Raw genomic sequence first — 15,686 nt, forward strand, 5'->3', positions numbered from 1 at the left:
GTTTATGTAAAAATCCAGACTTTTTTCAAGCAGTTAATATTTGTCAATCGCTTCGAGTCTCTTTGTCCATTGAACCTAGCCTCTTCTTACTCTATCTGTATACCGTGGTCTTTTCGATCACACCCTATCTAACATGAAGAGAGGAAACTCAATGAAGAGACAAAAACGCGATAAACTTTCTAGAGCGCACGCCAAAGGGTATCAAGCAGGTATTGCAGGTCGGTCTAAAGAAATATGCCCTTTTCAGGCGTCGGTAGCGCGCTCTGAGTGGTTAGGAGGATGGCGAGAGGCCATTGGTGACCGAAGTTTTGGAATGATTATTCGTTGAGTTAAGCCCCGTAAAGGGGCTTTATTTTGTGCGGTTTTACCTTAAAAATTACTGGTATCTTGGAATAAACCGACTTTTAAGTCTTTAGCTTGATATATTACGCGGCCATCAACCGCAACAGTACCATCTGCCATACCCATAAATAACTTGCGTTTAATAACGCGTTTCATGTCTATACGGTACGTTACTTTTTTCGCTGTCGGTAATATTTGGCCTGTGAATTTCACTTCACCCACGCCTAGGGCACGACCTTTACCGGGGCCACCGCACCAACCTAGAAAAAATCCTACCAATTGCCACATGGCATCAAGACCTAAGCATCCAGGCATGACAGGGTCACCAGGAAAATGACAATCAAAAAACCACAAGTCTTCACTGATATCCAGTTCAGCAACGATGTAGCCTTTGTCATGCTCACCACCGGTTTCATATATCTCGGTGATACGATCCATCATTAACATATTGGGGGCGGGGAGTTGACTATTGCCAGGGCCAAATAACTCCCCACGACTACAGCTTAAAAGATCGTCACGAGTAAAACTGTTTTGTTGTATTGTCATTGTATAAACTGCCTTAATAAATTCAGCGCGTAATTTAGCGAACACTTGTAAGCTAAACAACTCTGAACAGTGATATATTTTGTTTTTTTACGATAAATTAACAAGATTTTGAAAATTAAGTATTTTTAGGTTAAAAAATGAATAAAAAATTAACTGCCAATGCAGAAAAACAAAAGCGATTTCGTTTAAAACAAAAAGAATTAGGTAAAAAACAAGTACGCGGCTATGTCACCCCTTTAGCCATGGAATGTTATCAAGAAATCAGTGCGAAAACGGGCTGGACCGATAGTGAAGTGCTATCTAATGCGTTACGCATAACTTACGCAGCCTATAAGTGTGGGCAAATCAAACTGCTCAATGAATGGTTAAAAGACAATAGCAAGTAGTATGCAGAAGCTAAGCAACATCCATATTAGTGCCCCATCACAACGCAGTGTTTTTGTTGATGTATTACGCGGAATAGCCATTATCTTGATGATAATCTTTCACTTTGCTTATGACCTGACCGTATTTGCTTATGCTAACTACAACACTAATACCGATCTCGAATGGCGCATTTTTAGAGCCCTTATTGTCAGTTGTTTTTTGTTAGCTGTGGGGATGAGCAGTTTTTTAGCGTACGCAGGTGGGGTCAATATCCGCAAGCTGTTATTGGGGTTTAGTAAATTATTAATAGTTGCATTGCTTATTTCTTTGAGCAGCTATTTTATGTATCCCAAACATTGGGTGTATTTTGGCATTATTCACTTTATTGCCTTGGCACTACCGTTTTCCATTTTGTTTCTGGGTCGTCCGGTATTATCTGTGTTTATTGCCGTAATGATGCTAGTTGGCTATTTTTGCGATTGGCTAAGCATGCAAGTTATTTGGCAATGGAGTGTAGTACACCTTGGAATTCCAAAACATACAGTGGATTTAGTCAGTTTTACCCCGTGGTTTGCCCTAGTACTACTAGGAACAGTTGTCATGCACTTCAAGTTAGTCCCTGAGCTTAGCTTGAATGATGTCACCCGAAAAATCGCATTTTTAGGGCGCCATTCCTTGCTTATTTATGTGATTCACCAACCCCTCTTATTCGCTGGGTTTTACTTGGTGGAAATACTCAAATAGTCTCGGGCTTGGGATTACTCATCATTTGAAGCCTTTATTTCTTGCCGAATTAGGCCGTACATTGTGTTGGCGTTGACTATTAAGAACAATGCTTCGATAACGGTACCGCCTATAGAGCCTACTAAATAGTTGTGACTGACCCAACACAGTGTGCCAACAAACATAAGTGCTCTCATGCGCAAACCTTGTTCTTTAAACATCGCCCATGTACCAAGAATGTTGCCTATGATAGGCAGAACCTCTGTCACACTTCTTACAGTAGGAAGGGCAAATAGTAATACCATAGCGATAAGACTCCACATCACCGCAGTGTTGCGTGAGCGCATCGATACATAGGTTCTAAACGTCCCAAGCCAAGCGGCTAGGGCACTGGCCCATAAATCCAGCATTACAAATTGAATGCCCATTAATAGGGTATAAATCGTGAGATTGCGTTTTAATAAAAAATCGCTTTTTTGCAAAAAGGCACTCAAACCAACAACCAAGGCCACCAACCCAATGGTTTGTGCCAAAGGATGACTTAAAAATAATAAATAGAGGTTTTCAAAAATAACTGTGGGGCTGTGCAATGTTTTCTCAGTATTTGTTGTACCAAATGGTATTTACGTTTAATAGAAATAATCTGATGCTAAATACTACAAAAAAAAGTGCCAGACGTTCTGCATCTGGCACTTTTTGTTTAGGTAATATACTAACCTAGTTTTTTACAGGGTGTAACGTGCACCTAAGAAATATTGCGTTCCTGTATGATTGTATTCACGCATTAAGTTTAAAGTACCATCTCCAGTTGTATATAAACGCTCATACTCATCGGTTAAATTAACAACTTCGAAGGTGAACGTTAAGTTGTCATTAAAGTTATAGAACGCTGATAAATCAACATGAGTTGGCCCAGTAGTGCCTTCCTCTGCATTGCCATTTCCGCCACTGTAGCTGGTGATATAGTCATCACGTTTGTTTGCAGAAATCCGTGCGCCATAGTTGTCTTTTTCATAATAAAAGGTCAAGTTGTACGAGTTTTTAGACAAGCCCGTGATTTCACCAGATGACACTCTTGTATAGTTAGCAACGGTACCAAAACCATCAAAGGGTTCAGGTAAGAAACTAAAAGGTTGTTGATATATCAATTCAAATCCGTGAACCGAGGTGCCTTCACCATTTATGGGCGTATTGTGGGTATATTCAACCGTGCGAGGATCTAAGGCGATGAGAGGGTCGTATTGTGGATCAGCATCAATAAATGGCAAATAGGCAGTATCAACTAACTTTTCTTCACTGGAGGAAATAATAAAGGTCTCAATATCTTTGTAGAAAACCGTTGCTGCTAATAGAGATTCTTCATTGAAATACCATTCTAAACTGAAGTCAACGTTGTTGGCAGTAAACGGGTCAAGGAAAGGGTTACCGCTACTAACTGTACCATTTATATAAGAGAAGCTTGGATTGCCGGGGTTAAGTGAGCCTAAACTTGGACGAGTCATCGATTTTGTCACACTCAAGCGAGTGGTCAGTTCTCTAGTAACCTCTAATGCTAAATTCATTGCAGGTAAAAAGTTTTTGTATTCATTTTCAATGGTGATAGCGTCATTTTGAATAAAGCCACTGGAGGTGGTTTGCGTCTCTACGTAACGGAAACCAAAGTTCGTGCGCAGCGTCATATCGGCAAGATCGTACACTGAGTTTAGCTCTAAGTAGAAAGCATCCGTTTGTTCTTCAACTTCCCAGCTTTGAGCGCCGCGCGGGGTCCATGTTTTATTCAGTAATTGAGCATCGATGGCATCAAAATCTGCAACAATAAAGCTCGAAAGAGGACCGTCAAATCCACTGCCAAAATCGTCAAAAGGCATAGGTTCACTAAAACCTACCGCAGAGCTTTGATCAGGGAAGCCATTTATTTGTTCTTCACTGTATGTCACGGTCCGATCGTTATAGGCATAACCGGTTTTTAAAGTGACTTCGTCACCCTCGTAAATAACATCGATTTTAGCGGTGTCATTTTGTCTTAGCACGTCTGTTGCTCTGAGCCGGCCATCGCTTAAATCGTAGAAACTAGCATCATTTACGTCGTAGCCATAATTGACTACCGGAGCATTTTCATTCTCTGTAAAATCGAAACTAAAAGTATGTGCGGTAGAATTCGTCATGTTATAACGATATTGTTCAGACCGCGCATCTGACTCAGCAGTACCCAGCATTGCGTTGATTGTTAAACTATCATTTAATTGATATTCACCGGTCAATACATATTGGCTAAAGTCAGTTTCGGATGCTTGCAAACGACTCTCTATACGTGATTTTACGCCACTGTATGCGCCTGCTAATACCTGTTGGCCATTGGGGTGAACGGTTATCGCTGTAGGCGTAATTTCATCAAATGTACTTCTAAACATCTCGAAGAAGTTGTACATCGTGCGTGTGTTTTCAAGAGTTGAATGCAGAGTATCAAACGATATTAAAAGGTCATCATTTGGTGCGTATTGAAATGAACCTGTGAAACCAAGACGTTCTTGTTTGTTACCAAAAAAATCCGGACGGGGCAGGCGAGGTGTCCACAAACAATTGACAGGATCGACTGATTCTCCACCAGACTGGCAATCACCCACATCAGGTGTGCCGGTAACCACAGTATTAGATGTATCTGCGAATATACCACCACCATCAAGTGCTGGCGTTGTCCAACGCACGGTACCAAAACCTTCTTGACGGACCGTTCTATCGGAACGTGCTACTGAAAATAATACACCCACTGTATCGTCGGCAAATGTATTGCTTACCATAAATGCTAAACGAGGGTCGGTTTTAGTGGTGACATCATTGTAACCACCTTGTGCGGTAGCAGTTAAATGTAGTCCAGGGCTATCGAATGGTCTTGCGGTATATAAGTCAACCGTACCCGCGATTCCGCCTTCTTCCATTGACGCTGTTGGGTTTTTTTGAATATCAACTCTATTAAACAATTCTGAAGCAAATACGTTAAAGTCAAAAGCACGGCTTCCGTTTACCCCGCCACCGGAATCGGTGCCGTCAGTACTTGAGGGGACTTCCATGCCATTTAATGTTGTACGTGTAAAAGACGGGCCCAGTCCTCGTAACGTAATTTGGCGACCTTCACCACCTTCTCTCGAAATAGCAACACCAGGTACACGTTGAATAGATTCTGCAATATTGAGATCTGGAAATTTGCCAATATCCTCAGCAGCAATTGATTCAACACTATTAACAGCTGCTCTTTTTGTTAACAGTGATTTGTTTAATGAACCTCTGAAGCCCTTAACTTCAATGACTTCTGTTTCATCAATCGGCGCTGGTGTTTCTTGAGCGTGTAAACTTAAGGTTGTTAGCCCCATTAATAGACTGCTCATGGCGATAGCGAGGGGCCTTTTAGCAAAATATTTGTTCGTGGTCATATTCGTGTCCTGTTGTGTGTAGTCAATGTGTCTTCATCTGAATCTGAGATCCATTATTCACTGCAAATATATGCTTGCCCTACCTGCAAAGGTATCAAGTCGGTAAACCAACATGAGAAATAAAAAATTAGTCTATTTTCTTGGTTTGTTGGCAACTTGTTAACAAAGCACACATATTGCGTTAATGATGCTACTACCACCTGCTACCGGTGGCAATTATTTTTTAAATTCACGATATACATCGCTTTCTCAAAGCAACTAAGTGATATAAAACAGCAGGTTATTGAAGGTTTTTCGATGTTTTAAGGATGATAATTGTTACAGGATGATGATCTTAAGATTTATATTTGCTGATTTTTATTAACAAAATGTTCATATTTGAATCGCTGTGTCAAGTAAACACAGTGTTTGACTTAGTGGAAAACTCAATTTAGCGATTTGTTCTGCTATATTCGTGAAAGTTACCACCGTGACAAGCTTGCTAATTCCTATGTTAATAAATTTAACAAAAAAACGAGTATTGATTGACAGTGGAAATAGCCCAGTGATAATTTCATGTGCTACCGGTGGCAAGCGCATTTTATACACAAGAAAGAATAGTCTTCCGAAAATGTGTCTTGGCGGTTTAAAAAATTAACGTTAATACCTATGGTATTCAAAATGAGCTACCCCTTAGGAGACACATTTGTGATGAGTCAAAGGCAAATAAAATTGTCAGCTGTAACCTTAGCATGTCTTGCGCTGACGGCATGCGGCAAACCCACTACTCAGGGTCAAGCTACCCAAGCTGAGGCGAATGATAAGGCGGTTGTGGTCGCCAACATTGAACTACAGAATCCCTCAGAATTTAACCGTGAACAACACGCCAATTATGTGAGTTATTACGATCTTGGGCTTAGCGATAAACAAGCTGAAACGGGCTTATTTGTTAGTGACGCTGGCAAACCTGTGAGCACTCAGCAAGTAGATTGGGATTTAGATGGTACGACAGATGGCATATTGTTTTTGACAGATTTAGAAGCAACAGCCGTTAAAAGCTATGACGTATCTTTGGGTAGCCCAAGTATGTCTGTTGGCCAAACCAAATTAACGCAAGCCGAAATATCGATTAAAACAGGCGGGGAGTGGGTTGCTCACTCAAAACAACCTGATAGCGACTTTCAGGAATATGTTGGCGGGACGTTTCAAAATGTTCAGTCGGTGACTCCACCATCGCAATACACGGACCATTCAAATTGGATCCGTTATGAAGGGCCTGGGATTGAGTCAAATAAAGTGGGTTATCGCATCTATTTAGATTGGCGCAATGGCTTTGATATATTCGGAAAGTTGATACCTGAGCCGGTATTGCAACAAGTTGGAACTGAAGACTATGAAGCTTATCATCACAAGCAAAACTGGGGAATGGATATCCTGAAGGTTGGGAACTCGCTTGGTGCAGGTGGATTTGGACTATGGCACAACGAGCAGATTTCATTGATTCAAAAAACGGATAGCTTAAGTGCTGAAATTCTTGAAAATGGTGACTTGCGCTCCGCCTTTAAAATTCATTATAACGGTTGGCAAAGCGATATCGGTAAACAAGACTTTAATGCTGCTTTTTCAATGGTTGCTGGCAGCCGATTGGCCGATGTTCAACTGGATTTTACCAAACCGGTTAAAACCTTTGCTGTAGGCCTTGTAAAACATCCCAATACAACGTTGATTACAGGAGATATGGATATAACCGGTAAGGCCTATACCTACATAGCAAGCTGGGGAAAACAAAGCCTTGATGATTCAAATCTCGGTATGGCGGTATTTTTCAGAAAAGAAGATTTAGACAAGACTACCGAAGATGATAAAAACTACATTGCGGTGTTACATCCAAAAGGCAAGCCCGTCGCAGCAAACAACCAAGCACATGAATTAAATTATTATTTTGCTGCAGTATGGGCACCAGAAAGTGGAATCGATGATATTCAAAGTTTTGAACAATATCTAATCCAAGAGGCAGAAAAGCTTACCTTACCTCAAAGGCAGCGCCTAAAGACTAAGTTGAGCACTGTGGAACAAAAAGTAGAATTGACCGCGCAGCAAGCGTTAGTGTGGAGTCAGCGTTTAGCTGATTCAGAATTAGAGCGTAAAACCTTGAGTTACCACTACGATGGCTGGGATGTTAATCGCCAGCGAAAACCTAAATTTGAATATGATATTGTTGGCTTAACCCCCCTTGCTTACGACGAATTGTCGCTTGCATTAAACGCGCCTCGTTATGGTGATGTTCTGCACCAGGTTACCGCTTCTTATATTCAGGAAGATGGAAACATTCATCAATACAAATTAGAGAATTTTAATATTGATTCTGTTGCACCAGGCAGAGCTGTTTTGCGCCTTTATCAAACAACGGGTGAAGAAAAATACAAAAAAGCGGCTGACATATTGCGCCATCAACTCGAACTACAGCCCAAAACATCTGAGGGGGCGTTTTGGCATAAAAAAATCTATGAGAATCAGTTATGGCTTGATGGCGTTTATATGGGAATGCCTTTTTTAGCAGAATATTCTGCCTTATTTGAAAACGGTAGCAGCTTTGATGAAGTAGTGAATGAATTCAAACTTACTCGTAAATATTTGCGTGATCCGAATACTGGCCTGTATTACCACGGTTGGGATGAATCAAAACAACAGTCGTGGGCGAATCCTGAAAATGGCTTGTCACCCAATTTTTGGGGGAGAGGAGTAGGTTGGTTAGCGCTGGCTCTTGTCGACGTGTTGGACTATATCCCCGCAGAAAACCTCGAACACAGACAAGTGTTACTGGATATGATCAGCGAATTGGCCGAGACACTGCTTGAATACCAAGATAAGGAAACGTATACCTGGTGGCAGGTTATGGATAAGCCCCATGCACCAGGCAATTACCGGGAATCGTCGGCTTCAGCGATGTTTACCTATTTTTTTGCAAAAGCTACCTCAAACGGATATTTACCCAAACGATACAACGACGTTGCCAAACACGCCTATCAAGGCCTACTCAATGAATTTATACTGGTACATGCTGACGGCAGCGTGAGTATGACTAACCAATGTTATGTTGCAGGCCTGGGTTTTGGTCGAGACGGTAGCTATGACTATTACATGAGTGAGCCAATGGTCAATAATGACTTAAAAGGTAATTTTGTGTTTATTTTAACAGGCATAGAGATAGCTAAAATGCTTAATCAATAAGTGGTGTACGGCGGATCAATACCCCCCATATTGAATGGTTATTTGCTGTTATTTTAGTATTGGTTTGCTGAGGTTTTCCGAAGCCTCAGCAGGCAAGCCCCACTTATCTGATATATCTGTTTTCGTAATCTAGTCAGATAAGACCTCATCAGCAACACCCAAATCAGCAATTTTTTCGTCACGTTTCATACACAAAATTTGTTAATTATATGTATGAAACACTTTCACTCTTGCGTTTATCCGCCAAAATTCTAACAGAGCTTTTTAACTGACGTTTTTATTGGCTGCGTCACTATTGGGCAGACAGACTTTCTAAACAAAAATAAAAAAGTGGTTGACAAATTGCCACCGGTGGCAAAAAATGACGCTCATTGTAATTGAGTTGTTAAATTAAAGTGATGCAATCGATAGCTTAGCGGTTTGTGGTTAATTAGAAAAATTATGTTCACATTTGAACATTAATATTTGTATATGAACTAAATTGTCGCCAAAGGAATTGAGTTGAGGACATACTATGGGCTCAATTTTAGTTACAGGAATCTATAAATGAATTTGTCAGCTTTTTCTTTAGAACATAAATGGGCTTTAGTCACCGGTGCTAGTCGAGGTTTAGGCCAAGCCATAGCAGTCGGGCTTGCAGAAGCAGGGGCCAAAGTGATCTGTGCCAGCTCGCAGGCGAATGGCTGTGACGAAACGATTTCGATGATAAAAAGCGCAGGCGGCACCGCGATGGGACTTGCGGCAGATTTAAGTAATGAAACAGCGGTGCGTCAATTAGCCGATGATGCAAAAGCCTTGTCCGGCGGTATTGATATCTTAATTAATAACGGCGGTACGATATTTCGCCAAGCCGCTGTTGATTATCCCATGGCAGAATGGCGCCGTGTGATGCAAGTAAACCTTGATTCTGCCTTTATATTAAGCCAGTTAGTCGGTAAAGATATGATTGAGAAAAAGCACGGCAAAATCATTAATATCGCCTCAATGTTGTCTTACAGCGGAGGCATGACAGTACCTGCTTACACGGCAAGTAAACACGCTATTGCTGGTTTAACAAAAGCCTTAGCCAACGAATGGGGGCAGTTCAATATTCAGGTTAATGCTATTGCGCCTGGATACTTTAAAACTGACAACACCACGGCCTTACAAAATAATGAAGTGCGTAATAAAGAAATTACACAGCGAATTCCTGCTGGTCGTTGGGGTGAACCAACAGATTTGAATGGCGCAGCCGTATTTTTAGCCAGTCGCGCAAGTGATTACCTCAATGGCCATATTATGGCGGTTGATGGTGGTTGGTTGGCCAGATAAGGAGTTAGTGAAAATGACAACACAATATCAAGTGCGTTATGCAGTGGGTCAAAGAGAAGTTAAAGCGTATGACACCGAACAGCTAAGACAAGAGTTCTTAGTCGATAACTGTATGCAGTCAGATCATATTAATTGGGTATACAGTCATTATGAGCGCTTTATGGTGGGCGGCGCGGTTCCTGTTACGCAAGTGCTAGTATTAGAAACAATCGACCCACTTAAATCCGCTCACTTTCTTGCCCGGCGCGAGTTGGGCATTATCAATATCGGCGGTGCCGGTGTGATTAAAGTGGGCGATGAATCGTTTGAGTTGGCCAAAGAAGAAGCCTTGTACGTTGGGCAAACCACAGAGTCAGTCAGTTTTAGCTCGGTCGATGCAAAAAATCCAGCCCGTTTTTACCTTAATTCAACCCCGGCTCATCACGCTTTTCCTCATAAAAAAGTGGGTAAATCGGATGCCAATGTGTTGCATCTAGGTAGCCAAGCAACCTGTAACGAAAGAGATATCAATCAGCTTCTGATTAATACCGTAGTTGAAACCTGTCAATTGCAAATGGGCTTAACCCGACTGGCACAGGGCAGTGTGTGGAATACCATGCCAGCTCATCAACATGATAGACGCAACGAAGTGTATTTTTATTTTGATTTAGCCGAACACCAAGCGGTGTGCCATTTTATGGGGGAGCCCAAAGAAACTCGTCATATTTGGGTGGCCAATGAAAACGCGGTGATATCACCTCCATGGTCAATTCATTGCGGGGTAGGAACAGGAAACTATGCCTTTATTTGGGGGATGGCGGGTGAAAATCTCGATTACGATGACATGGATAAATACCAAGCCGATCAATTACGTTAATATTTACTGGAGAGAATAAAATGAGGTACTTCAGGCTGGGTGCATGTACTGCGCTAGTGGTCTTAATTTCTATGTTAAGTGCATGCAGTAAAACCGACGATACCGTCATTTTACGTCTAGGGCACTCGCTAGATACGCAGCACACAGTGCACAAAGCCATGGTGTATTTAGGTCAAAGGCTGGATTTTTACTCAGAAGGTAAAATGAAAGTGATTATCTATCCCAGCAGTCAACTGGGCTCAGAGCGAGAAATGGTTGAACTACTACAAATCGGTAGTTTAGCCATGACCAAAGTGTCAGCTAGCCCGTTAGAAGGTTTTGTGCCCGAAATGCAGTTGTTTAGCATTCCTTATGTTTTTCGGGATCGGCAACATTTTTGGACGGTCTTAAACAGTGAGTTAGGTAAGTCTCTGTTACAAGGCTCCGAGAAAGTTAGATTAAAAGGTTTAGGGTATTACGATGCTGGCAGTCGAAGCTTTTATACCACCGACACACCAGTGCATACCCCAGCCGATTTAAAAGGCAAAAAAATTCGGGTGCTAAATAGCCCCACTGCGGTAAAAACGGTGCAAGCCTTAGGTGGGGCCGCCACGCCGGTATCATGGGGTGAGCTTTATACCGCACTGCAACAAGGTGTGGTAGATGGCGCTGAGAATAATCCTCCCAGTTACTTTTTGTCCCGTCATTATGAAATTTCGCGTTACTACACCTTAGACGAACACACCTCGGTGCCGGATGTCATGCTGGCCAGTTTAGCCGTTTGGAATAGCTTAACGCCTGAGCAACAACAATGGTTAAGCCTAGCGATGGCCGACTCAGTTGAGTATCAAAAACAGTTGTGGCAAGAGGCGTCTGATGAAGCACTTGCGGCAGTAAAAGCGGCAGGGGTTGAAGTCATCTACCCAAACAAACAGCTGTTTAGAGATGCGGTGGTTGATTTTCATCAATCATTTGCTGGCACCCCTGTGGGCGACATTATGCAACAAATTGAAAAAATGTAGGCTAAGTGATGAATTCCATACTCAAATATTTAGATAAAACACTCGCAGGGGCACTGATTGGGGTCATGCTGTGTATTTTGTTGGCAGTAAGTTGGCAAGTTGTGTCCCGTTACCTGCTAAAAGATCCCAGTTCAGTGACCGAAGAATTGGCGCGCTTTTTATTGATATGGGTGGGTCTATTAGGCGCGGTCTACGCTTATCGCACCAACAGTCACCTTGGACTTAACATTGTATTAGACAAAATGGCTGACAAGCCCAAAAAACTCACTCTCATTCTCATACAACTTTTGGTCATTGTATTTTCGGCCTTAGTATTGGTATTTGGTGGTAGCGAACTGGTTGAACTGACTATGGAGCTTAACCAAATTTCTGCAGCATTAAGCGTCAATATGGGGGTGGTGTACGCTATTGTCCCTATCTCAGGCTGTCTGTTAATTATCTATTCACTGGCTAATTTAGTGGATTTGTACAAGGGTAAAATTATCGAAATTAATACTAAGGATACTGTGTAATGGGCATGACAGCGTTTGTTCTACTTTTGGTGTTTTTTGTATTATTGATTTTATCGGTGCCGATTTCTTTCAGTATTGGGATTGCCACGTTGGTGACCATGCTAATGAGCATGGACCTTACGCCTGCGGTCACAACAATGGCCCAGAGGATGGCAGGGGGCTTGAACAGTTTTGCCTTACTTGCCATTCCCTTTTTTGTGCTCTCTGGCATGATAATGGGCCGCGGCGGTATTGCTAAAAGACTCATCGAATGCGCGATGGCCCTCATCGGCGCTCTACCTGGCGGCTTAGCCCTAGTGAATGTGGTGTCGTGTATGTTATTTGGCGCCATTTCTGGCTCTGCGGTTGCTGCAACATCCGCCATTGGCAGTTTTATGTTGCCTGAAATGAAGAAAAAAGGCTACGACCCCAATTTCAGTGCAGCTGTCACTGCTGCCGCTGCAACCACTGGTATGCTAATTCCACCCAGCAATATCCTTATTATTTACGCCATTGCCAGTGGAGGTGTTTCCATTGCGGCTCTATTTATGGCGGGGTATTTACCCGGCATATTAGTGGGCTTAGCGTTGATGATAGTGTGCGTTATATATGCAAAACGTAAAGGTTACCCCACGGGCGACCGTCTACCAATGGCAATCGTGGTAAAGAAAACCTTAGCCGCAGTACCCAGTTTATTTTTAATCTTTATAGTTATTGGGGGCATTATCGGTGGAGTGTTTACGGCTACTGAGGCAGGTGCCATTGCGGTGTTGTATTCAATGTTGCTATCAATGGGCGTTTACCGTGAAGTAAAAATGAGTGAGTTTCCGGCCTTGTTATTAAAGTCAGCGGAAACCACTGCCATCGTATTATTGCTCATCGGTGCTTCGACAGCGATGTCGTGGTTATTGTCTTTTGAAAATATTCCGCAAACCTTTAGCCAGTTTTTACTCGAACTTAGCGACAACCCCATCATCATTTTACTCATTATTAATTTAGTGTTGATTGTGGTGGGTGCGTTTTTGGATATGACGCCGGCCGTGCTTATTTTTACCCCCATCTTTTTACCGGTGGCAATGGAATTAGGCATGTCACCTCTGCAGTTTGGTATCATGATGGTCCTCAATTTATCGATTGGGCTTTGCTCGCCGCCAGTAGGTGCGGTGCTATTTGTTACCTGTGCTATCGCTAAAACTAAATTAGAAAATATTATAAAACCGCTTATTCCCCTGTACTTTGCCATGTTTGTTGTTTTGATGTTGGTAACTTATGTACCATGGGTAAGTGAAGCTTTTCCTCGTTGGTTAGGATTGTAATTTATGGAACGTTATTTAATACCTGGTGTTGTACATGCGTGTGAAGTTATGCGGTTATTAGCAAAACACGACAAAGGCATGACATCTCAACAAATTGAAACGGCTTTAGGCTTGCCTCGTACCACGGTGTTTCGTTTGTTACGTACATTGTGTGCCCAACAAATGCTAGAGAAAAAAGAAAAGAAATATTTCTGTGGTGCTGATTTGATGAACATTGGTTTGCAGGTAATAAGTGCCGATCGTTTACATCAAATAGCGATCCCTCATGTACAGCGGCTCGCGTTAAAAACGGGCCATACTGCTCACTTAGCCGTTCCTCATCATGGTAGTGCTTTGATCGTTGAAGTATTTGACAGCCCACATCCTTTAAAAGTGGCGAGTCGACCCGGTATGCGCGCACTCATGCATTGCTCTTCAACCGGTAAAATATTTTTAGCCTTTTTGTATTATGACAATCTGGACTTAATATTTGCCGACAAGCCCATGGAGAAATGTACTGCGAATACCATTACAGAAGTAGAAGGATTACGCAAAGAGTTGCAGAAAGTCATGGCTCTGGGTTACGCAGTAGATGATCAAGAGTACCATCCCGACGTGCGTTGTGTTGCTGCTCCTGTGCGCGACAACCGTGGAGTAGTTGTCGCCGCAATCGGTATTACTGCACCCGCTAGCTCGTTTACCAAAGCGCAGATACCCCATTTTGCTGCGCAGGTTAAGGAAGCTGCCAATGCCATATATAAAGATGCTTATCAGCTAGAAGCGGAACAAAGAAGTAAAACAGGGTAAGGATTTAATGAGACGTTTTAAGTTAATTATTATGGATATGCTTAATTAAACGTCTGTTTTTAAAGAAAAATTTGCTTAAAGGTGTCAAGTTATTTCACAATAAGTAAATTTTGCGTTTTAGTTGCTTGTGCTATTGAGGGTCAATAAGGTGCTGGCATGAATCAAGGAACACTAATGAGTGAAAAAAAGCCAACTATTAATGACGTAGCCAGAGAAGCAGGGGTATCGAAACGTACCGTTTCCCGTGTTATCAATGGTTCAACAAACGTTGGCGCCAAAACCTTAGAGATCATCCAAGCCGTTATAAAACGCTTAGACTATTCGCCCGATAAGCAGGCGAGGGGCTTAGCGTCGAGTCGCTCCTATTTATTAGGCTTGATTTACGATAACCCTGATGCGTTGTATATCGACCAAGTTCAACGAGGAGTGTTGGATATTTGTTCAAAAAAAGGCTACGAATTAGTTGTTCATCCTTGTAAATATCACAGTGCTGATTTAGTGCAAAATTGTCTCAATTTCATCCGCCGTTCAAGTATTGATGGCGTCATCGTGCTACCGCCCGTTTCTGAATCTAAAGATTTGGCTGCCGCTTTACGAGAAGCTGGCTTGTGTTATGTGCGTATGGCCTCCGTTGATTTAGACGACCATACTAATATCGTGGTATCAGATGAACGGGCGGCCATGAGTGAAATGGCGCGCTACATGCACTCTTTAGGTCACAGAGATATTGGTTTTATTACGGGCCCCTTACATTACTACTCATCCATTGAACGACTAGAAGGTTTTCGTGACTCTCTTGCCCAGTTAACACTGGCTTTAAATGATGAACTTGTCATTGAGGGTGAAAACTCCTACCAAAGTGGTATCGATTGTGCTATGACCTTGTTGCAACACCCGCGTCGTCCCACTGCCATATTTGCAAATAACGATGAGATGGCAGCAGGAGTATTAAAGGCTGCGGTACAGTTAGGTATAAAGGTACCAGAAGAATTATCCATAGCCGGCTTTGATGACAACTTGTTGGCCTCTCGCATTATTCCTTCTTTAACCACAATTCAAAGACCTGTGGGCGCAATGGCCTCGTTGGCAGCGCATAAAATTATTCAATCTATTGAGAAAGTGAAAAATCAAGGCCCAGAAAGTGACTTTTTGGTTAAACCCCATTTAATAATACGAGAGTCTACGAGCGCAGTAAAAGCGTAAGAATCACAAGTAGGAGAGTGGGCTTAAACCGCTAACCTAAATTTAACATTTAACTAAATATCAATATTCAGCCTAGGCTAATTTGCACCTGGTATTGGAGCCCTTCA

The 15,686-nt window shown here is 42.2% G+C and carries 14 protein-coding genes; 11 read left to right on the plus strand and 3 right to left on the minus strand.

Features of this window, described 5'->3' with window-relative positions; translation table 11 throughout:
* Positions 1-151 precede the first annotated feature (151 nt).
* Positions 152-328, plus strand: coding sequence for a ribosome modulation factor (gene rmf, locus ACEN2L_RS18160; protein ID WP_306022290.1), 177 nt, complete (start codon positions 152-154; stop codon positions 326-328).
* Positions 329-369: 41 nt separating this feature from the next.
* Here rmf and fabA read toward each other — a convergent pair whose 3' ends face one another.
* The gene (gene fabA / locus ACEN2L_RS18165) at positions 370-888 is read right to left on the minus strand and encodes a 3-hydroxyacyl-[acyl-carrier-protein] dehydratase FabA (RefSeq protein WP_306022291.1); all 519 of its coding nucleotides are present in this window, start codon (positions 886-888) and stop codon (positions 370-372) included.
* Positions 889-1,025: 137 nt separating this feature from the next.
* Between fabA and ACEN2L_RS18170 the strand changes: the two genes are divergently transcribed.
* Together ACEN2L_RS18170 and ACEN2L_RS18175 are read left to right on the plus strand one after the other, a co-directional pair.
* On the plus strand, positions 1,026-1,274 hold the full coding sequence (locus ACEN2L_RS18170; RefSeq protein WP_306022292.1) for a hypothetical protein: 249 nt from the start codon (positions 1,026-1,028) through the stop codon (positions 1,272-1,274).
* A 1-nt stretch (position 1,275) separates the two neighbouring features.
* On the plus strand, positions 1,276-1,998 hold the full coding sequence (locus ACEN2L_RS18175) for a DUF1624 domain-containing protein (RefSeq protein ID WP_441745473.1): 723 nt from the start codon (positions 1,276-1,278) through the stop codon (positions 1,996-1,998).
* Between the two features lie 14 nt (positions 1,999-2,012).
* Here ACEN2L_RS18175 and ACEN2L_RS18180 read toward each other — a convergent pair whose 3' ends face one another.
* Positions 2,013-2,567 carry a YgjV family protein gene (locus tag ACEN2L_RS18180; protein ID WP_441745474.1) on the minus strand — a complete coding sequence of 185 codons (555 nt, stop codon included), beginning with the start codon at positions 2,565-2,567 and terminating at the stop codon, positions 2,013-2,015.
* 135 nt (positions 2,568-2,702) lie between these two features.
* Positions 2,703-5,405, minus strand: coding sequence for a TonB-dependent receptor (locus tag ACEN2L_RS18185; protein WP_441745475.1), 2,703 nt, complete (start codon positions 5,403-5,405; stop codon positions 2,703-2,705).
* A gap of 690 nt (positions 5,406-6,095) precedes the next feature.
* Between ACEN2L_RS18185 and ACEN2L_RS18190 the strand changes: the two genes are divergently transcribed.
* From ACEN2L_RS18190 to ACEN2L_RS18225, 8 genes are all read left to right on the plus strand, one after another.
* A complete protein-coding gene (locus tag ACEN2L_RS18190; protein WP_441745477.1) occupies positions 6,096-8,615 on the plus strand; it encodes a glycoside hydrolase family 88 protein in 2,520 nt (839 codons plus the stop codon).
* Positions 8,616-9,161: 546 nt separating this feature from the next.
* Entirely contained in the window at positions 9,162-9,926 is a 765-nt protein-coding gene (gene kduD / locus ACEN2L_RS18195) for a 2-dehydro-3-deoxy-D-gluconate 5-dehydrogenase KduD (RefSeq protein WP_306022297.1), read from the plus strand.
* A gap of 13 nt (positions 9,927-9,939) precedes the next feature.
* The gene (gene kduI / locus ACEN2L_RS18200; protein ID WP_306022298.1) at positions 9,940-10,782 is read left to right on the plus strand and encodes a 5-dehydro-4-deoxy-D-glucuronate isomerase; all 843 of its coding nucleotides are present in this window, start codon (positions 9,940-9,942) and stop codon (positions 10,780-10,782) included.
* A 20-nt stretch (positions 10,783-10,802) separates the two neighbouring features.
* Positions 10,803-11,783, plus strand: coding sequence for a TRAP transporter substrate-binding protein (locus tag ACEN2L_RS18205; RefSeq protein ID WP_441745480.1), 981 nt, complete (start codon positions 10,803-10,805; stop codon positions 11,781-11,783).
* An 8-nt stretch (positions 11,784-11,791) separates the two neighbouring features.
* On the plus strand, positions 11,792-12,295 hold the full coding sequence (locus ACEN2L_RS18210; protein WP_441745482.1) for a TRAP transporter small permease: 504 nt from the start codon (positions 11,792-11,794) through the stop codon (positions 12,293-12,295).
* Positions 12,296-12,300: 5 nt separating this feature from the next.
* Positions 12,301-13,590 carry a TRAP transporter large permease gene (locus tag ACEN2L_RS18215; RefSeq protein WP_441745484.1) on the plus strand — a complete coding sequence of 430 codons (1,290 nt, stop codon included), beginning with the start codon at positions 12,301-12,303 and terminating at the stop codon, positions 13,588-13,590.
* A 3-nt stretch (positions 13,591-13,593) separates the two neighbouring features.
* Positions 13,594-14,376, plus strand: a complete 783-nt coding sequence (locus ACEN2L_RS18220; protein ID WP_441745486.1) for an IclR family transcriptional regulator — start codon at positions 13,594-13,596, stop codon at positions 14,374-14,376.
* 174 nt (positions 14,377-14,550) lie between these two features.
* Entirely contained in the window at positions 14,551-15,579 is a 1,029-nt protein-coding gene (locus tag ACEN2L_RS18225; protein WP_441745488.1) for a LacI family DNA-binding transcriptional regulator, read from the plus strand.
* The last annotated feature ends 107 nt before the right edge of the window (positions 15,580-15,686 follow it).

Source organism: Flavobacterium sp. W21_SRS_FM6 (assembly GCF_052119645.1).
In the GTDB taxonomy this organism is placed as follows: Bacteria; Pseudomonadota; Gammaproteobacteria; order Enterobacterales; family Alteromonadaceae; genus Paraglaciecola.